At 71.6% G+C, this 19,157-nt stretch carries 16 protein-coding genes; 11 read left to right on the forward strand and 5 right to left on the reverse strand.

Translation table 11 applies throughout. The features are described from left to right. Positions 1–74: 74 nt before the first annotated feature. Genes ACFXGA_RS04725 through ACFXGA_RS04735 form a run of 3 tightly spaced genes read left to right on the forward strand, consistent with a single transcriptional unit; the run spans position 75 to position 2,434 of the window. Entirely contained in the window at positions 75–1,082 is a 1,008-nt protein-coding gene (locus ACFXGA_RS04725) for a hypothetical protein (RefSeq protein ID WP_378084399.1), read from the forward strand. Positions 1,083–1,088: 6 nt separating this feature from the next. Beyond that, positions 1,089–1,736 (forward strand): hypothetical protein, encoded by a 648-nt coding sequence (locus tag ACFXGA_RS04730; protein WP_378084401.1) that lies wholly within the window; start codon positions 1,089–1,091, stop codon positions 1,734–1,736. Between the two features lie 59 nt (positions 1,737–1,795). Further along, on the forward strand, positions 1,796–2,434 hold the full coding sequence (locus ACFXGA_RS04735; protein ID WP_378084403.1) for an HD family phosphohydrolase: 639 nt from the start codon (positions 1,796–1,798) through the stop codon (positions 2,432–2,434). On the opposite strand, the gene ACFXGA_RS04740 is transcribed toward ACFXGA_RS04735, so the two are convergent. The 4 genes from ACFXGA_RS04740 to ACFXGA_RS04755 form a co-directional block, all read right to left on the reverse strand. Further along, the gene (locus ACFXGA_RS04740; protein WP_378084404.1) at positions 2,431–3,234 is read right to left on the reverse strand and encodes a hypothetical protein; all 804 of its coding nucleotides are present in this window, start codon (positions 3,232–3,234) and stop codon (positions 2,431–2,433) included. The two genes, ACFXGA_RS04735 and ACFXGA_RS04740, sit on opposite strands and share 4 nt — an antisense overlap. A 112-nt stretch (positions 3,235–3,346) precedes the next feature. Further along, a complete protein-coding gene (locus ACFXGA_RS04745) occupies positions 3,347–3,988 on the reverse strand; it encodes a hypothetical protein (RefSeq protein ID WP_378084406.1) in 642 nt (213 codons plus the stop codon). After that, positions 3,985–5,394 carry an AAA family ATPase gene (locus tag ACFXGA_RS04750; RefSeq protein ID WP_378084408.1) on the reverse strand — a complete coding sequence of 470 codons (1,410 nt, stop codon included), beginning with the start codon at positions 5,392–5,394 and terminating at the stop codon, positions 3,985–3,987. The genes ACFXGA_RS04745 and ACFXGA_RS04750 overlap by 4 nt, the downstream gene beginning before the upstream one ends. Before the next feature lie 205 nt (positions 5,395–5,599). Next, a complete protein-coding gene (locus tag ACFXGA_RS04755; protein ID WP_378084409.1) occupies positions 5,600–6,523 on the reverse strand; it encodes a heme o synthase in 924 nt (307 codons plus the stop codon). A 257-nt stretch (positions 6,524–6,780) separates the two neighbouring features. Between ACFXGA_RS04755 and tkt the strand changes: the two genes are divergently transcribed. From tkt to ACFXGA_RS04790, 7 genes are all read left to right on the forward strand, one after another. Continuing rightward, on the forward strand, positions 6,781–8,877 hold the full coding sequence (gene tkt, locus ACFXGA_RS04760) for a transketolase (RefSeq protein WP_378084411.1): 2,097 nt from the start codon (positions 6,781–6,783) through the stop codon (positions 8,875–8,877). Positions 8,878–8,898: 21 nt separating this feature from the next. Further along, entirely contained in the window at positions 8,899–10,011 is a 1,113-nt protein-coding gene (tal, locus tag ACFXGA_RS04765; RefSeq protein WP_378084412.1) for a transaldolase, read from the forward strand. A 17-nt stretch (positions 10,012–10,028) separates the two neighbouring features. Further along, complete coding sequence (locus ACFXGA_RS04770) at positions 10,029–11,645, forward strand: glucose-6-phosphate isomerase (protein WP_378084413.1); 1,617 nt, start codon at positions 10,029–10,031, stop codon at positions 11,643–11,645. A 73-nt stretch (positions 11,646–11,718) separates the two neighbouring features. After that, positions 11,719–13,260, forward strand: a complete 1,542-nt coding sequence (gene zwf, locus ACFXGA_RS04775; protein WP_378084415.1) for a glucose-6-phosphate dehydrogenase — start codon at positions 11,719–11,721, stop codon at positions 13,258–13,260. Further along, positions 13,257–14,483, forward strand: a complete 1,227-nt coding sequence (opcA, locus tag ACFXGA_RS04780) for a glucose-6-phosphate dehydrogenase assembly protein OpcA (RefSeq protein ID WP_378084417.1) — start codon at positions 13,257–13,259, stop codon at positions 14,481–14,483. Before zwf ends, opcA begins: the two co-directional genes overlap by 4 nt. After that, positions 14,480–15,250: a 6-phosphogluconolactonase gene (gene pgl, locus ACFXGA_RS04785; protein WP_378084419.1), complete on the forward strand. Its 771-nt coding sequence runs from the start codon at positions 14,480–14,482 to the stop codon at positions 15,248–15,250. Before opcA ends, pgl begins: the two co-directional genes overlap by 4 nt. A 231-nt stretch (positions 15,251–15,481) precedes the next feature. Then, a complete protein-coding gene (locus tag ACFXGA_RS04790; protein ID WP_378084420.1) occupies positions 15,482–16,759 on the forward strand; it encodes a sensor histidine kinase in 1,278 nt (425 codons plus the stop codon). A 452-nt stretch (positions 16,760–17,211) separates the two neighbouring features. Here the strand turns inward: ACFXGA_RS04790 and ACFXGA_RS04795 are convergent, their stop codons facing one another. Next, positions 17,212–18,003: a hypothetical protein gene (locus tag ACFXGA_RS04795; protein ID WP_378084421.1), complete on the reverse strand. Its 792-nt coding sequence runs from the start codon at positions 18,001–18,003 to the stop codon at positions 17,212–17,214. A gap of 94 nt (positions 18,004–18,097) precedes the next feature. Between ACFXGA_RS04795 and ACFXGA_RS04800 the strand changes: the two genes are divergently transcribed. Continuing rightward, positions 18,098–18,964, forward strand: a complete 867-nt coding sequence (locus ACFXGA_RS04800; RefSeq protein ID WP_378084422.1) for a hypothetical protein — start codon at positions 18,098–18,100, stop codon at positions 18,962–18,964. Positions 18,965–19,157: the final 193 nt, after the last annotated feature.

The following is a 19,157-nucleotide window of genomic DNA, read 5'->3' on the forward strand; positions in this document are numbered from 1 at the left end:
TACAGTGACTGCGCGCACTTGATCGTGTACCGAAAGCATTCGGCCGTTCGAGTGCCCACCAAGGAGGTGACATCGTGTCCGCGGAGCCGAAGGGCGTCCGCAGCAACCTGTTACAGGAATTGTTCTGGACCCGAACCGGTCTGCTCCTGCTGACCCTCGTGGTCACCTCGGGGATCAGCCTGGCCATTTCCAGCACAATGGATCAAGGTGCCCTGCGCACGTTCCTGGTGTCGGTCGGGACCGGCACGTTGATCTCGGCCGTGGTCGGGTTCGGGCAGACGTTGATCACGAGTTCGGCGGCGCAGCGGGCGCTGGTGACGCCGGTCGTCGAGGAGAGCCGCAAGGCGTTGCGCGACCTCGCCGCCGAGTACCGCGCCCTGGACCGCGAGTTCTTCCCCACCCACGTGTTCGAGCCGACCGCCCGCCCCGACCCGGTGTTCAACCAGGTGATGATGCAGGACCTGGAGCGCACCCGGCTGTACGTGTTCCGCGGCTTCTCCGGCCGGTACGCGGCGGGCCGGTTGCTGCTGTCGCAGTCGGAGTGCGAGCTCAGGGCCGTGCTGGCCGACCCGCGCGACGACGACGCGATCAGCGGGCGCGCCCGCTACCTGCTGCGCCACGAGGGCTCCGACGGCGACTACGACTCGATCGCGGCCGGGCTGCGCGAGGAGATCTCGATCGGCCTGGTGGGGCTGTTCGCGGCCCGCGGCCGGTGCTCGCGGATCGACCTGACGATCGTGTCCGACCCGCCGCTGGACCGGCTGGAGCTGTTCGACGACAGCGCGTGGCTCACCCTCTACAGCAACACCAGCGCGGGCGTGGTGCGCCTGTACCCGCGCACGGTGCGGTTCTCGGAGGGCTCCTTCGTCTACGGGATGGAACGCGCCGAGTTCCTGCGCATCAGCAATTCCAAGGCAGGGCTGCACGTCGTCATCACGCCGCGCACCGGTCGGGCGGACTTCCGCGCCCTGTTCGAGGAGATCACCGGCGCACCGCTCACCGAGGAGCGGTTCCGGGAACTCGAGGAGAAGTTCCACCGATTCCGCAAAGAATTCTCCGCCTTCGCCCAGTTGGGGAGCTGATAAGTCGTGCTGACCGAGTCCACCGGGTTCTCCGCGCTCGCGGAACTCGCCACGCTCATCGCCGTGGCCGACCCCCCTGTCGTCGACCACTGGGGACACGTCGAGAGGCGTTTCCGGGAGTGGGCGGGCCGGCCCGGGCTGCGGGAGAGGCTGCGCGGGCACCTGCGCGCCCTCTCCCCGCAGGAGGAGATGCGCATGGTGGCCAGATCGAGGGAGACGACGACCCACTACGCGTGGTGCCTGCGGGACGAGCCCGCGGAGCCGTTCACGTTCTGGCTGCACGAGTACAAGCCGCAGCGGGACTGGCGCCAGGGCTACGCCGACTCCATCCACAACCACCGCTACCACTTCTGCACCATCATCCTGTCGGGCGGCTACCTGCACGAGCGGTTCACCGCGCGGGTGGCCGACGACGGTCGGGCGATCCTGTCGACCACCCTGCTGCGCAGCGCCGAGGCCCACGAGGGTGCCTCGGGCACGATGCTCGCGCACGAGTTCCACCGCATCCCGAAGGCCGCGGACGACACCATGACGTTCCTGGTCAAGTCGCGGGCGGTCAGCCCGTGGAGCCTCAGCTACGACCCCGACACCCGCACCAGCCACCGGCACGTGCCGGTCGAGGCGAGGTTGGAGGAGCTGACGAACACGCTGTAACCGGCGCCGAGGACCGCCGCGCCCGCCTACCATCGGCCCACCCGGCACGGGAGGGTCCGATGAGCACTGTCACGGCGCGAGCGATCTCCGAGGTGGAGACCGAGGTCTGGCGGCTGTGCCGCGACCTCGCCGCGAAACTGCAGTTCCACGGCTGGCACCACGTCAGCTTCGTGCGCGACAAGGCCGTCCACTTCGCCCGGCGCAACGGCTCCGACGTGGCGCTGGTCGAGGTGGCCGCCCTGGTCCACGACGTGAACTACATGGTCCGGCGCAACTCGCTGCCGGTGGACGGCAAGCGGTTGCGGTTGGACATCCTGGCGCGCGCGGGCGTGCCGGACGACGTCGCGGCGCGAGTGGACGCCGTCGTCGAGGAGGCCGAGATGCGCACCCGCCACCGCGACATCTCGCCGGAGGCGCAGGCCCTGTCCGACGCGGACACGCTGTTCAAGGCCCTGCCGGTGACGCCGGTGGTGCTCGCGCCGAAGTACCTGGAGGAGAACGGCATCACGCTCAAGGAGCTGGCGCACAAGATCGTCGGCGAGCAGGCGGGCAAGCACGACGAGGGCTACTACTTCTACGACCCCGAGGCCGCCGCCACCTACTCCCGGTGGGCCACGGCGAACCTGGAGCTGTGGCAGTGCATCGTGGAGTCGCTGGACGACCCCGTGGTGAACGAACTGCTGTCGGCGGTGTCCTAGGCGGGCTTGTCCCAGACGACGAGGTCGAACACCACCTGCTTGTAGTCCTCGACCGACACCACGACGAGGCCGGCCCAGCGCCCCTCCGACGTCTGCACGCAAAAGGCCGCGCCTTCCTGCACCGCCTGGGAGTCGATGGAGGAGGTCAACCCCGTCGCGGCCCGGCAGTCCGCGAGGGACGGCCGGGCCGTTCCGACTGCGACGATCTTGTCCGCGTACAGCCCGGAGATGTACTGCATGTCCGCCTTGGACGAGTTCTTGTCGGACACCCCGCCGTTGTCGCCCAGGGAGTCGAAGTCGATGTAGTAGCCGGCGGTGAGCTCCACCCGGCCGGACCGGAACTCGGCGCCCGTCGGTCCGGCCGGCACGGCGGTGGTGGTCGTCGTCTGCCCCGCCCCGGCGCCCGTCGTGGCGACCGGGGTGTCGGAGGTGCCCGGCGACCCGGTCGTGGTGGTCGTGGTGGTGCCGGGTTGGGCGGTGCCCGCGGTGGGCCGCAGTTCGAGGCCGCCGAGCAGGCCGGCCGTGGCCGCGCCCACCACGGTGAGCAACACCGGGACCAGGAAGTGCTTGGTCAACTGCTGGTGCGGCCGGCGACCCCACCGGTAGAGCAGCCAAACGCCCACGAGCGTGACCACACCGGCCGCGATCAGGGACAACGGCACCTGGTCCTGGATGCCGCCGATCACCGACAGGAGCAGCGCCGCGACACCGGCCATGCCGCCGAAGACCTGCCAGCGGTCCACTGTCGCCTTGTCGAAGGACCCCCGGTCGGGTGACGGCCCATCCCCCTGCACAGACATGCCGGTCAGGCTAGCTATCCGCAAATATGCGGAAAGTGCATCAAGTGCGGACCGCCGACCCGGCACGCGCATGAGACGTGGATCGGGCGCGGGCTCTACGCGAGGCCGCGCGTTACGACCTGCCGTGGACGGCGGTCTTCAGGCCGTGCTCGAGGTCGGACACGAAACTCCGCCAAGAGGGCACCTCCCGGATGGGGCCGTCGGGGTCCAGGCGCTCGAGCAGCTGGCGTCGATGCTGCGGGAAGCGCTCCTGGAACTTCGCCAGCTTCCTGCCGGTCAACCCCGAGGCGACACCCAGCACGTCCTTCAAGAGCTTCTTCGGGTCCGGCACGGACTCGACCCGGGAGGGACCGGGGAGGTCGAGCCTCGCCCGTCCCCGGGGATTGCCGGCCACCGTTCGGATCTCGCCTTCGTCGGTGAGGAGCCAGGCTTCCGTCATCCTGATCGGGATGACCGAGGCGAACAGCAGATCCGGGGCGGCATCGCGGAAGGCGGTCGCGATCTCCCGCAGCCTGGCCTCGCGCCCGTCCCGGTCGGCGTCCCGGTGCACGATCACGAGGTCGTACTTCCCGCCGATCAACAGTGACGTTCGCAGCTTCTCGGTCACCGATTTGCCGGGCGGGTTGGGGAGCCTCCCGAGATCGGGGTCCGTAATGGCGACCTCGATGCCGAGACGCGCCGCGCACATCTCCACCTGCGGCACGATTCCGCTGTCGCTCGTCCCCTCACCGAGGAAGAGAACGCTGAGGATCACCCGATCTCCATGCTCGTCTGCACCCCGGGCGGCGTGGTCAGGTAGGGCAGGACGTCGAGCTTCGTGACCGGTGTCTCGTCACCGTGCCTGGCCCGCCACGTGTTTTCCATCGGGCGCAGGCGCAGCGCGTGCGCCGGTGAGCCGTCGGCAGCCGTGCGGATGGCCGTGTCGGCGAACAGCAGGTCGTTCGGGTTGACGAGTTGCACGATCCCGGGTGAATGGGTGTTCACCACGACCTGGCGGAACGGGTTGTCCACTCCCGGTTCGACCGTGGGGTCGACCGCGAGATCTTCGACGAGACGGACCATCGCAGCCAGGTTGGCGGGATGGATTCCGTTCTCCGGCTCCTCCATGCAGATCAGTCCGACCACGGTCGGGTCTTCCAGGAGCACGCAGAGGGCGAGGAACCTCAGCGTGCCCTCCGACAGGCTCCGGGCGGGGAGTTCGAGACCGCTGGCTTCGCGGAGTTGGATCGTCAGCAATTCCCGTGCGTCGTCCTCCTGGACGCGCAGGCTGCGGACCCTCACGCCCGCGAGGTCGGCGAGCCGGCCGGTGACCCGGGCGTACACGCTTTCCGGATCCGTCGAGTCGTCGCTGAGCGCGACCCTGAACAAGGTGCCGGGCAGGTGACGCCCGTTGGCGTCCATGGCCCGCGGGTCGACGTAGCGGTCCGACGTCCGCAGCGCCGAGGGTTCGAGCGCGAGCCTGCGCCACGACTGCATCTCGCGACGGGCAGCGAGGATCGTCGGGTCGTCGGCGCTCGTCACGGTGCTGACCACGGTGGCCGGGGCGCGATAAGCCGCCGACGGCTTGGGTTGCCCGCGGCTGCCGCCGTCCTGGTGGATGCGGATGACCGGCTGACCGCTTTCCATGATCGTGGAGATGAACGCCTTGCCGCTGCGGTGCCCCTTGAGGATCGACCTGCGGAATCGTCCGGCGTCGTGCGGGAACCTGAGGCGTTTGGGCGCGTCACCGAGGTTGATGTGCCGAAGGGACTCTTCGAGCAACATCAGGCGTCCGATTTTCTCCGACCCACTGGGCGCTTGGTAGCCGAGGGACAACTCGTAGCGCAGGAAGGTGATGGTGGGTTCGGCCGGTCGACCGAAGTCGTCCTCGACCTCGCTCGGCACGATCATCTCGGCCGCGAACCGGAGCCTCGGGTTGGCCGCCCCGTATCCGTTCCAGAACAGATCACGCGGGTCGCCTGTCCGCTCACCGTGGAGACCACGCACCGATTGAGCGGCATCGAGCAGCGAACGGTCCGCCAACAGACTCAGGAAGTGAATGGCGTCGAAGATGTTGGACTTACCGGTGCCGTTTTCCCCCGCGATGCATGTGAACGGTCCGAATTCGATTTTCGTGCCAACCAGGTTCTTGAACCCGTCGACCTCGAGCCTGGTGAGCATCTGCGGCCCTCCTGTGGTGGACTCGGCACATCCTCGCAATCGGTGGCACTTCGTGGCGGCACCCGGTGACACGCGCGTGTCGCACTCGGAGTCCGGAATCCGAGGACGCCGGCGGGCCGATCGCAGCGGGCCGGCGAACGGACGGCTGCCACGCCCGCGGGTCAGCCGAGTGGACCGGGTCGCGGGGCGTGGCGGGGCGCGAGCGTCAGAACGGCCAGCCCAGCACCGGCAGGCCGATGACGGCGTCCACGGCCAGGCCGCAGAACACGAGCATCAGGTACAGGTTCGACAGGTGGAAGAACTTCATCGTGTTCGTCGACCCGCCCCGCCGCACGACCGAGTGCAGCCGGTGCGCGAACACCACGAACCACGCGCCCGAGGCCGCCGCCACGACGACGTAGATCCACGACGTCACGGGGGCCAGCAGCAGCGTGCACGCGACCGTGACCCACGAGTAGATGACGATCTGCCGCGTCACCTGCTGCGCCGTCGCCACCACCGGCAGCATCGGCACGCCCGCCCGCGCGTAGTCCTCCTTGAACTTCATCGCGAGCGCCCACGTGTGCGGCGGCGTCCAGAAGAAGATCACGCCGAACATCACCAGCGCGGGCCACGCCACCGTGCCGGTCACCGAGGACCAGCCGATGATCACCGGCATGCAGCCGGCCATGCCGCCCCAGATGATGTTCTGCGAGGTCCGACGCTTGAGCACCAGGGTGTAGACGAAGATGTAGAACAGGATCGTGGCCACCGCGAACACGGCCGAGATCAGGTTCGTGGTCAGCCACAGGAACCCGAACGACACCACGCCCAGCACGATGCCGAAGATCAGCGCGTTGCGCGGCGGGATGGCGTCCTTGGCCAGCGGCCGGGCGCTGGTGCGCTTCATCACCGAGTCGATGTCGGCGTCGACGTAGCAGTTCAGCGCGTTGGCGGAGCCCGCGGCCAGGGTGCCGCCCGCCAGGGTGCACGCGATCAGCCACAGCGGCGGCAGGCCGCGGGCGGCCAGGAGCATCGCCGGGATGGTGGTGATCAGCAGCAGCTCGATCACCCGGGGCTTGGTCAGCGCCACGTACGCGCCGACCACCTGCCGGGGCGACCGCGCCGGAGCCTCGGTGACGGCACTCATGGCGTCGCGCTCCTCAACAGGTCGGGGGATGCGCTGATGGTAACCACGCGTTCGCCGAGCAGCCCGTTCGGGTACTCCCTGGACGTCCGCGCCACACCTGTGCGTACACCCACAGAGCGTGAGTGGCACGTGTGTCCGCTGGTCGGACTAGGCTGGCCGGTGGACCTTGGTAGCCGCGGATCGGGCCTGACGGGATCGATTAAGTTCGACACCCGGCCGTCACAACCGCCGCCTAGTGAGTTTGGAGCTGGAAGTCAGTGTCCGTCACCGATGACATCGCCCGGTTGACCGAAGCCCACCTGCCCGAGGACTGGACCGACCTGGACAAGCGCGCGGTCGACACGGCGCGCGTCCTGGCCGCGGACGCCGTGCAGAAGGTCGGCAACGGCCACCCCGGCACCGCGATGAGCCTCGCGCCGCTCGCCTACACGCTGTTCCAGCGGGTCATGCGGCACGACCCGGCCGACGCCGACTGGATCGGCCGCGACCGGTTCGTGCTCAGCGCCGGCCACTCCAGCCTGACGCTCTACATCCAGCTCTTCCTCAACGGCTACGGCCTGGAGCTGGACGACCTCAAGGCGCTGCGGACCTGGGGCTCCAAGACCCCCGGCCACCCCGAGCACCGGCACACCAACGGCGTGGAGATCACCACCGGCCCGCTGGGCCAGGGCCTCGCCTCCGCCGTCGGCATGGCGATGGGCGCGCGCCGCGAGCGCGGCCTGTTCGACCCGGACGCCCCCGCCGGGGAGAGCCCGTTCGACCACCACATCTTCGTGATCGCCTCCGACGGCGACATCGAGGAGGGCGTCACGTCCGAGGCGTCGTCGCTGGCCGGCACCCAGAAGCTGGGCAACCTCACGGTCGTCTACGACGACAACAAGATCTCCATCGAGGACGACACCACCATCGCGCTGTCCGAGGACACCGCGAAGCGCTACGAGGCGTACGGCTGGCACGTGCAGGTCGTCGAGGGCGGCGAGAACGTCGTCGGCATCCTGCGGGCGCTGGAGAACGCCAAGGCGGAGACCGAGCGCCCGTCGTTCATCCTGCTGCGCACGGTCATCGGCTACCCGGCGCCCAACAAGCAGAACACCGGCGCGGCGCACGGCGCGGCCCTGGGCGCGGACGAGGTCGCCGAGGTCAAGCGCATCCTGGGCTTCGACCCGGAGCAGACCTTCGAGGTCGCCGACGAGGTGCTGGAGCACACCCGCGCGGTGATCAAGCGCGGCGAGGCCGCCAAGTCGGAGTGGCAGCGCTCGTTCGACGCGTGGGCCGAGGCGAACCCGGAGCGCAAGGCGCTGCTGGACCGCCTGGTCGCGGGCGAGCTGCCCGAGGGCTGGGCCGACGCGCTGCCGTCGTGGGACCCGGACCCGAAGGGCGTCGCGACCCGCAAGGCGTCCGGCGAGGTGCTGAACTCGCTGCGCGACGTGCTGCCGGAGCTGTGGGGCGGCTCGGCCGACCTCGCCGAGTCGAACAACACCACGATGAAGGGCGTCGACTCGTTCGGCCCGGAGTCGATCTCCACCAAGATGTGGAACGCCAACCCGTACGGCCGCACGCTGCACTTCGGCGTCCGCGAGCACGCCATGGGCTCGATCCTCAACGGCATCGCGCTGCACGGCCCGACCCGCCCGTACGGCGGCACGTTCCTGGTGTTCAGCGACTACATGCGGCCGGCGGTCCGGCTCGCCGCGCTGATGAAGTCCCCGGTGGTCTACGTGTGGACGCACGACTCCATCGGCCTCGGCGAGGACGGCCCGACGCACCAGCCGATCGAGCACCTGGCCGCGCTGCGCGCGATCCCGGGCCTGAGCGTGGTGCGCCCCGGCGACGCCAACGAGACCGCCGCGGCGTGGCGGGCGATCGTCTCCCAGCGCGGCATCGGCCCCATCGGCATCGCCCTGACCAGGCAGAACCTGCCGGTGCTGGAGGGCACCAAGGAGAAGGCGACCGAGGGCGTGGCGCGCGGCGGCTACGTGCTGGAGGGCGAGGGCGAGCCGGAGCTGATCCTCATCGCGACCGGCTCCGAGCTGCAGATCGCGGTCGAGGCCCGCAAGGTCCTCGAGGCCGAGGGCGTGGCGGTCCGCGTGGTGTCCATGCCGAGCGTCGAGTGGTTCGACTCGCAGGACAAGGGCTACCAGGAGCAGGTGCTGCCGTCGTCGGTGAAGGCGCGCGTGGTGGTCGAGGCGGGCATCGCCCAGCCGTGGCACCGGTTCGCGGGCGACGCGGGCGAGATCGTCTCCATCGAGCACTTCGGCGCGTCGGCGGACTACCAGACGCTGTTCCGCGAGTTCGGGTTCACGACGGAGAACGTCGTCGCGGCGGCCCGCCGCTCGCTGGCCCGGACCAAGTAGAGACTCCAGGGAGTTGACGAGATGAGCACCAATCCGCTGGCCGCGCTCAGCGACGCGGGCGTGTCGATCTGGCTGGACGACCTGTCCCGAGAGCGGCTGAACACCGGCAACCTGGCCGGGCTGATCGCCGACCACCACGTGGTCGGCGTGACCACGAACCCGACGATCTTCGCCACGGCCCTGTCCAACGGCTCGGTCTACGACGAGCAGGTCCGCGAGCTGGCCGCGCGCGGCGCGGACACCGACGCCGCCGTGCGGGAGATCACCACCACGGACGTGCGCAACGCGTGCGACCTGTTCCGCGACCTCTACACCGCCACCGACGGCGTGGACGGCCGCGTGTCGATCGAGGTGGACCCGCGGCTGGCCAACGACACCGAGGCCACCGTGGCCGAGGCGCTGGACCTGGCCAAGGCCGTGGACCGCCCGAACCTGCTGGTGAAGATCCCGGCCACGCTGGAGGGCCTGCCCGCGATCACCCGCGTGCTCGCCGAGGGCGTCAGCGTGAACGTGACGCTGATCTTCTCCGTCGAGCGCTACCGCCAGGTGATGGAGGCGTTCCTCGCGGGCCTGGAGCAGGCCAAGGCGAACGGCCACGACCTGCGCGGCATCCACTCCGTGGCGTCGTTCTTCGTGTCCCGGGTGGACACCGAGATCGACAAGCGGCTGGACGCGCTGGGCACCCCGGCGGCGGCCGGGCTGCGCGGCGAGGCGGCCATCGCGAACGCGGTGCTGGCCTACGCGGCGTTCCAGGAGACGTTCCAGGGCCCCCGCTGGGAGGCGCTCGCCGCCGACGGCGCCCGCGCGCAGCGCCCGCTGTGGGCGTCCACCGGCGTGAAGGACCCGCAGTACTCCGACACCCGGTACGTGGACCAGCTCGTGGTGGCCGACACGGTCAACACGATGCCGGAGAAGACCCTGCACGCGGTCGCCGATCACGGCAAGATCGAGGGCGACACGGTGACCGGGCGCGCGGCGCGGGCGCAGGAGGTCTTCGACGGGCTGGTCGAGGTCGGCATCGACCTCGACGACGTGTTCGTCACGCTGGAGACCGAGGGCGTCGACAAGTTCAAGAAGTCGTGGGCCGAACTGCTCGACACGGTGACCGGACAGCTGACCCAGGCCAAGGGCTGAGGACGAGGACGCACAAGATGACCGAGGTGATCTCCGTGGAGATCGTCCGCACGCCGAACCAGGAGCAGGTCGAGACCGTCGTCGGCGACCTGGTCCGCGATTCGGCGCCGAGCAGGCTCACGGCAGGCGACGCGACCCTGTGGGGCGCGGAGGCGGAGCCGGAGGCGTCGATCCGCCTGGCGTGGACGACGTTGCACGAGACGTCCCGCCCGCTGGTCGCGGAGATCACCGCGCTGCGCGACGAGCTGCTCGCCGAAGGCGTGGACCGGGTGGTCCTCGCCGGCATGGGCGGCTCGTCGCTCGCGCCCGAGGTGATCACGGGCACCGCCGGCGTGCCGCTGGTGGTGCTCGACACGACCGACCCCGGCCAGGTGGCCGAGGCCCTGTCGGGCGACCTGCGGCGCACGGTCGTGGTGGTGTCGTCCAAGTCGGGCGGCACCGTCGAGACCGACAGCCACCGGCGGATCTTCGAGGCCGCGTTCGCCGCCGCGGACATCGACGCGGCGTCCCGGATCGTCGTGGTGACCGACCCCGGCTCGCCGCTGGAGCAGGCGTCGCGCGAGGCGGGCTACCGCAAGGTGTTCCTCGCCGACCCGCACGTGGGCGGCCGCTACTCGGCGCTGACCGCGTTCGGCCTGGTCCCCTCCGGCCTGGCCGGGGCGGACATCGGCAAGCTGCTGGACGAGGCGGCAGCCGCCGCGCCGCTGGTGTCGGCCGACTCGCCGGACAACCCGGCGGTGGTGCTGGCCGCGACGTTCGCCGTGGCGCACGCGCACGGCGCGGAGAAGGTCGTGCTCGCCGACACCGGCTCCGGCATCGTGGGCTTCGGCGACTGGGCGGAGCAGCTCATCGCCGAGTCGACCGGCAAGAACGGCACCGGCCTGCTGCCCGTCGTGGTCGAGGACGCGGGCGCGCCCGGTTTCGTGGACGCGGGCTCCGACGCCACGACCGTCGCGATCGGACCGGCCACCGGCTCGTCCACGCTCGCGGTCGAGGGCTCGCTCGGCGCGCAGTTCCTGGTGTGGGAGTACGCGACCGCGCTCGTGGGCCGCGTGCTGGAGATCAACCCGTTCGACCAGCCCGACGTCGAGGCGGCGAAGAAGGCGGCCCGGTCCCTGTTGGACTCCCCCGCCGCGTCGTCGGCCGAACCGGCCTTCGTGGACGGTCCGGTCGAGGTCCACCCGAGCGAGGGCTGGCTGCCGGCGGACGTGAAGACGGTCGCCGAGGCGCTGCGCGCGCTGGTGGCCGCCGCGCCCGAGCACGGCTACCTGTCCGTGCAGGCGTACCTGGACCGGATCGACGACGCGTCGTTCGCCCTCGTCCGCCCGGAGTTGGCCCGCCGTTCACACCTGCAGACCACGTTCGGGTGGGGACCGCGGTTCCTGCACTCGACCGGCCAGTACCACAAGGGCGGCCACCAGAACGGCGTGTTCCTGCAACTGACCGGGGCGTCCGGGACGGGCCTGGAGGTGCCGGGCCGGCCCTACGACCTCGGCACGTTGCAGTTGGCCCAGGCGCTGGGCGACGGCCAGGTGCTCGCCGAGCGCGGCCGCCCGGTGCTGCGGCTGCACCTGACCGACCGCGTCGCCGGGCTCGCGCAGCTCGTCGAGGCAATCCAGGAGGACGGTTCGTGATCGGACTCACGAGGTCACAATCCAGCACGGCGGTGTGCGCGCACCCGGCCGACGAGCGGGGCGGGGAGGTCCGATGAGCGCTCCCACCAGGCGCAACCCGCTGCGCGACCCCCGCGACAAGCGGCTGCCCCGCATCGCCGGGCCGTCCGGCCTGGTGATCTTCGGCGTGACCGGCGACCTGTCGCGCAAGAAGCTCATGCCCGCCATCTACGACCTGGCCAACCGCGGCCTGCTGCCGCCGGGCTTCGCGCTCGTCGGCTTCGCCCGCCGCGACTGGGCCGACCAGGACTTCATGCAGGTCGTGCACGACGCGGTGAAGGAGCACGCGCGCACGCCGTTCCGGCAGGCCGTGTGGGACCAGCTCGCCGAGGGCATCCGGTTCGTGCAGGGCACGTTCGACGACGACAGCGCGTTCGACGCGCTCGCCGCGACCCTGTCCGACCTGGACCGCGACCGCGGCACGGGCGGCAACCACGCGTTCTACCTGTCGGTGCCGCCCAGCGCGTTCACCACCGTGGTCAACCAGCTCAAGCGCGCCGGCCTGGCCACCCCGCCCACCGACAAGCCCGACCAGTGGCGGCGGGTGGTCATCGAGAAGCCGTTCGGCCACGACCTGACCAGCGCCAAGCAGCTCAACAAGACGGTGAACGACGTCTTCCCCGAGGAGTCGGTGTTCCGCATCGACCACTACCTCGGCAAGGAGACGGTGCAGAACATCCTGGCGCTGCGCTTCGCGAACCAGCTCTACGAGCCCATCTGGAACGCCAACTACGTCGACCACGTGCAGATCACCATGGCCGAGGACATCGGCCTGGGCGGTCGCGCGGGCTACTACGACGGCATCGGCGCGGCCCGCGACGTGATCCAGAACCACCTGCTCCAGCTGCTCGCGCTGACCGCGATGGAGGAGCCGGTGTCGTTCCGGCCGAGCGACCTGCGCGCGGAGAAGGTCAAGGTGCTCTCCGCGACCAAGGCGATCGGGCCGTTCGACGAGACCACCGCCCGCGGCCAGTACACCGGCGGCTGGCAGGGCGGCCAGAAGGTGCCCGGCCTGCTGGAGGAGGGCGGCTTCGCCAAGGACTCGGTCACCGAGACCTACGCGGCCATCACGTGCGAGGTGAACACCCGGCGGTGGGCGGGCGTGCCGTTCTACCTGCGCACCGGCAAGCGCCTGGGCCGCCGCGTCACCGAGGTGGCCGTGGTGTTCAAGCGCGCGCCGCACCTGCCGTTCGACGACACCGCCACCGAGGAGCTGGGGCAGAACGCCCTGGTCGTGCGGGTGCAGCCGGACGAGGGCGTGACCATGCGGTTCGGGTCCAAGGTGCCGGGCAACTCGATGGAGGTCCGGGACGTCACGATGGACTTCGGCTACGGCCACGCGTTCACCGAGTCGTCCCCCGAGGCCTACGAGCGGCTGCTGCTGGACGTGCTGCTCGGCGAGCCGTCGCTGTTCCCGAAGAACGACGAGGTGGAGCTGTCCTGGCAGATCCTCGACCCGGTCCTGAGGCACTGGGCCGCCACCGGCGCGCCCGAGAAGTACAAGGCAGGCACCTGGGGACCGGCGTCGGCGGACGAGATGCTGGCCCGCACCGGCAGGCACTGGAGGCGTCCGTGATCATCGACCTGCCCTCGACCACCACGTCGCAGGTCAACAGCAAGCTCGTGCAGCTGCGCGAGGAGGGCGGCGCGGTCACCCTCGGCCGGGTGCTGACCCTGGTCATCGTCACCGACGACGGCACCAAGACCGAGGACGCGGTGGACGCGGCCAACGACGCCAGCCGCGAGCACCCGTGCCGGGTGATCGTGGTGGCGCGCGGCGCGCGCAAGGCCGCGCCCCGGCTCGACGCGCAGATCCGCGTCGGCGGCGACGCGGGCGCGTCCGAGGTCATCGTGCTGCGCCTGTACGGCGAGCTGGCCAACGAGGGCGCTTCGTGCGTCGTGCCGCTGCTGCTGCCGGACACCCCGGTGGTGGCGTGGTGGCCGAACGAGGCGCCCGCCGTGCCCGCGGAGGACCCGATCGGGCAGCTCGCGCAGCGGCGGATCACCGACGCGGCGGCGGAGAAGAACCCGATCCGGGCGCTGGAGCAGCGCCGGACCGGCTACACGCCGGGCGACACGGACCTGGCGTGGACGCGGTTGACGCTGTGGCGGGCGATGCTCGCGTCGGCGTTCGACCTGCCGCCGCACGAGAAGGTCACCGAGGCCGAGGTGAGCGGGGAGAGCGACTCGCCGTCGACCGACCTGCTGGCCGCGTGGCTCGCCGGGTGCCTGAAGGTGCCGGTGAAGCGGGTCAAGGCCGCGCGCGGCGAGGGCATCGTGGACGTGCGGTTGGAGCGCCGGTCCGGTGTGGTGGAGCTGTCGCGCCCGGACGGGAAGGTCGGCACGCTGACCCAGCCCGGCCAGCCGGAGCGGCGGGTCGCGCTGCAGCGCCGCCAGGTGCGGGACTGCCTGGCCGAGGAGCTGCGCCGGCTCGACCCGGACGAGGTGTACGAGGCGGCGTTGCGGTCGCTCGGCAAGGTCGTGCGCGGTCGGACCGCGCCGAAGGCCGCCGCGGCGCGCAAGCCCGCGCGGGCCGCGTCCGGCGCGGCGAAGGCGAAGGCCGACGGCGGTCGGGCCGACGGCGCGGTGGCCGTGAAGGCGGACGCCAAGCCGGCCACCGGGGCGGCCGCGGACGGCCGGGTGGACGAGAAGCCCGCGAAGGCGGCCGTGAAGGGCGCGGCCAAGGCGTCCTCGGGGTCCGAGGTGTCCGGCTCCTCGGGGTCCTCGGGCAAGTCGTCGGCCAAGGCGTCGGCGAAGGCCGCTCCGAAGGCGTCGACCAGGGCGAAGGCGGGTTCGTGAGCCGTCCGGAGGTGGTGGTGCACCGGGACGGCGGGCTGCTGGCCGCCGCCACGGCCGCCCGCCTGGTCACCGCGCTGGTCGACGCGCAGGCCGCGCGCGGGTGGGCGTCGCTGGTGCTGACCGGCGGCCGGACCGGCGCCGCGGTGCTGGAGCACCTGCGCGCCACGCCCGCGCGGGACGCGGTGGACTGGGAGCGGATCGACCTGTATTGGGGCGACGAGCGGTTCCTGCCCGCCGGGCACCCGGACCGCAACGAGACCCAGGCGCGGGAGGCGTTGCTGGACCACGTGCCGGTGCCGGCGTCCCGCGTGCACGTCGTGGAGCCGTCCGACGGGCGGTTCGGCGACGACCCGGAGGCCGCCGCCGAGGCGTACGCCGAGGTGCTCGCCGCCGCCGCGCGCCCGGAGGACGGCGGCGCCGTGCCGACGTTCGACGTGTGCCTGCTCGGTGTCGGCGAGGAGGGGCACGTGGCGTCGGTCTTCCCCGAGTCGCCGGCCGTGCGCGAGCAGGACCGCGGCGTCGTCGCCGTGCGCGACTGCCCGAAGCCGCCGCCGACCCGGGTGAGCCTCACCCTGCCCGCGATCCGCGCCGCGCGGGAGGTGTGGCTGATGACGACCGGCGCCGCGAAGGCCGAAGCCGTCGCCCTGGGACTGTCCGGCGCCGCCGAAGCCCAGCTGCCGGCCGCCGGCGCGCGTGGCCGGCAGCGCACCCTGTGGCTGCTCGACTCGGCCGCCGCCGCGCGGGTGCCGGACGCGCCCCGCGCCTGAACCGTTCCCGACCGCTGCCGCCGTCGCCCCGCCGGGCGCGGCGGCAGCCGTGTCCCGGCGTGATGTCGCGCACTCGCGGCCCGATTCCCCCCACGTTGTCCGCTGAGCGGACGTTCGCGCTCGCAATTTTGTGCGGCGCGGGACGTCCCGATCGGGTAATCACAGCATCTCGAAGGGTGATCGGGTCGAGCGAGCACGTCGGGGGCGGGAAGGCGGGTCATGCCAAGCGCGATGACAGCGCAGTACGGTGAGGACCGGCGGGTAGCTGACACAGGAGGTCGAACCCTGGCCGGCAACGCTGTCCAAGGGCTGCCGAGCGGTCGGGTCAACGGCGTTCCGACCGAACGGGTGCGGCGTGCTGCCTTCCTGGGCCGGCTCCGGGGCGTGCTGGAGCGGTTGCCGGTGCGGCACCGGCAGTGGGCGTTCGACACGGCGGCGGTCGGCATCGCCGCGCTCGACGTGTGGCTGCGGGTCGTGCCCGAGGCGGAGCGGTACAACTACGTGCTGTCGGCGATCTCCGTGGCCGCCGTGGCGTTCCGCCGCCGTTTCCCGTTCCTGGTGGTGCTGATCACCGTGCCTGGGTTCCTGGCGGGGTGGGCGCAGTTGGCGGCCATGATCGCGCTCGGCACGCTCGCGAGGCAGAGGCTGGGGTCGACGCAGACCTACGTCGGGGCCGGCCTGGTCTGGCTGAGCCGGTTCTTCCCGTGGCCGCCGGAGGAGTTCCTGGCGACGGACTGGAAGACGCACGTGCACAACGCGATCTACGGGTGCATCGTCGCCGGGATGCCGATCGCCATCGGGTTGTTGGCGCACGCGCGGGAGGAGTTGTCGGCGCGGATCGGCGAGCTGGCGGCGAGCCGGGAGCGGGAGCGGCTGCTGCACGCGCACGCCGTGCGGGCCGACGAGCGGGCCAGGCTGGCGCGGGAGATGCACGACGTCGTGTCGCACCAGGTGAGCCTGATCGCGATGCAGGCGGGGGCCCTCCGCGTCGCGGCGGCCGACCCGGACGCGCGGCAGGTGGCCGGGACGATCCGGATGCTGAGCACGAGGACGTTGGACGAGCTGCGGCAGCTGGTGAGCGTGCTGCGGACGACCAGCGGCGACGACTCGCCCCAGCCGCGGATCGAGGACCTGCCGCAACTCGTCGGCAGCGCGGGCGTGCCGGCGACGCTGACCGTGCGCGGGGCGGTGGACGATCTGCCCGCCCCGGTGTCCGGTGCGGTGTACCGGACGGTGCAGGAGGCGTTGACGAACGTGCGGAAGCACGCTTGGGGTGCGGCGACGTCGGTGCTGGTGGTGGCCGATGCCGATGAGCTGCTGGTGGAGGTGCGCAACGAGGCCCCGGAGGGACCGGTGGCCGGGGGGACGTTGCCCAGCGGTGGTCACGGGTTGGTGGGGTTGCGGGAGCGGGCGGCGTTGCTGGAGGGGGAACTGGAGGCGGGTCCGACGGACAGCGGCGGTTTCGTGGTCAAGGTAAGGTTTCCCCTGGTCAGGACGCTGGATACGTAGCCGGCCGAGTCGCCCGTCCGAGTGGCCCTGGCGGCGCTACCAAAAATAACGCCGTTTCCTCAGCCGCAAAACGTCGGTTGAAACAACGAGGACCGCCGACCAACCCCGCCCCTGCCCACTCCCACCCCGCGCTCCGCCCCCGCCCCTCCCGCTCCCCGCCCCTCCCGCTGCACTCCCCCGTCCCGCTCGACCCCACACCCCGCCACCACACCGGCGCCCACCCGACCCTCCGCCCCGAACACCACACCCACCCACGCACCCCGGCTTCCCGGCAGCCACCAACCCACGGCCCCGGCTTCCCGGCAGCCGCCTCACCGCCCCCCGCCCGCCCTCAACCGCCACCGCCCGCCCAACGGCCCGTGCACGCCCGGCCCACACCCCGATTCCGCCGCCTCCGATCCGCTCCCCCACGCCGCGCTACGGCAACGCCGCGCCCGCCTTCGGCGGCACCGTCACCGGACACCGCCGGGCACGGGCCGGATGATGCGCTGCGTGCTCTCGGGATCCACGGGCGGCTCGGCGGGTGGCAGGCCGTCGTCGTCCGGGTGCGGGGTCAGGTAGCCGAGCAGGAACGCCGCGGCCGCCGCGACGACGATGAACGCGATCTCGACGGTCGGCGACGGGGCGACGACCCGCAGCACGGACAGCGAGATGACCGCGACGAGCCCGGTGCCGACGCCGGCCGGCAGGAAGCGCATCGCCCGCTGCCACCGGCGCGCGGGCAGCCGGCGGCGCGCGAGGGCGATCAGCGCGCCCGTCCACGCCGACACCGTCAGCCCGAACGCGGCGAGCCCGAACAGTCCGTACACCGACCACAGCGACCCGCGCACGTCGCCGGTGACGCCGATCGAGGCGATCACGTCGCGGTTGGTGTCGAGCACCTCCACCTCGGTCGGGAGCAGGCCGGTGGCCTGGCCGCCGAGCTGCCCCAGGTCGAGCACGAACCCGCGGGTGACGCTCTGCTTGGCCGGCACGTCGAACGGCACGACGGTGTCGTAGGAGAAGAACGTGAGCGCCAACGCCGTGCCGGACAGCCGGATCGCCTTGACGTGCCGCACGGTGTCCGTTCCGTTGTGGACGGTCACGGAGATGGTGGCGGCGCGCGACGGGTCGAGCAGCAGCTCGTCCTCACCGAGGGGTGTGCCGTCCACCGTGGCGTCGATGGTGACCGCCTCCCCGGTGGCGTGGGCGGGGGCGACGCCGAGGAAGATCCCGCACAGGAGCAGTAGACCGACGCTGCTCATAATGCGTCTCACAAGGGCACCTCATCGGTGGGTAGCGGGGATGGGTATGCGATCGGCAGGAACACTAGCTCTACTGGGTGCCCTGGCATACGGCGTGGCGGCGCTCGTGGCGGCGCCGGTGTCGGCGCAGCCGCAGGGCGTCGCGACCGCGAGCCCGGACTCCGGCGCGCCGGGGAGCACGTTCACCCTGAGCTGGTCGGGGGTGTACCTGGACCCGCGCTGCTCGAACGACGCGGTGCAGATCATCTGGGACGGCGGCCGGGTCATCGGCAACGGCAGGCACGCGGGTCGCGGCGCGGGGTCGGGCACGGCGACGGTTCCGGGGGACGCGGGGCTGGGCGCGCACCGGGTGACGGCACGCCCGGTGTGCGCGTCGACGTCGCAGCCGTCGGTCGGTTTCACGGTGACGCCGCGGCAGCCGACCACGACCACCACCGCGCCTCCGGTCACGACGACGACCGCGGCCCCGGTGACGACGACCCCTGCGGCGACGACCACGACCACCACCCCGTCGACCACCACCACCACCACGACCACGACGACCACCACGACGACCACGGGCAGTTCCGCGCCGGTCACGACGACGCAGCTGTTCGACGGTGACGGCGCGTTGACGTTGGACAAGGACAACATCCAGCCGGGTGACCCCCTGACGGCGACGGGCACGGGGTGCGATCCGGGGTCGTCGGTGCGGCTCAGCTCGTTGGGCGAGGACGTCGGCACGGCGAAAGCGGACGATTCGGGCACGTTCAGCACGCGGGTGGAGTTCACCGTGATCCAGCCGGGTCGGCACGTGATCCGGGCGGACTGCGGGGTGGTGCTGGTGGGCAGCGTGGACGTGGCGTTGACCAGCTCGACGGGTGGCACGACGTCCACGCTCGTGGCGCTGGTGTTCTTCGTGCTGGTGGGTGCGGTCGTGGTGCGACGCCAGTTCGCGGGCGTGTTCGGCAAGCGCACCTGAGAACCCGCATCCCGGCAAGCGCACCTGAGCACGCGCACCCGAGCACGCGCATCCCGGCAAGCGCATCCGGAAAGCGCACCTGAGCAGGCGCGTCCGGGAAAGGCGCGTCCGAGCAGGCGGCACCTGGGCAGGTGCAGCAAGCACCCCACCGACCTCGGAGACGCGGACGGCCCCCTCGGCGGTTGCCGAGCTG

The organism is Actinosynnema sp. NPDC059335, assembly GCF_042752395.1.
Taxonomy (GTDB): Bacteria; Actinomycetota; Actinomycetes; order Mycobacteriales; family Pseudonocardiaceae; genus Actinosynnema.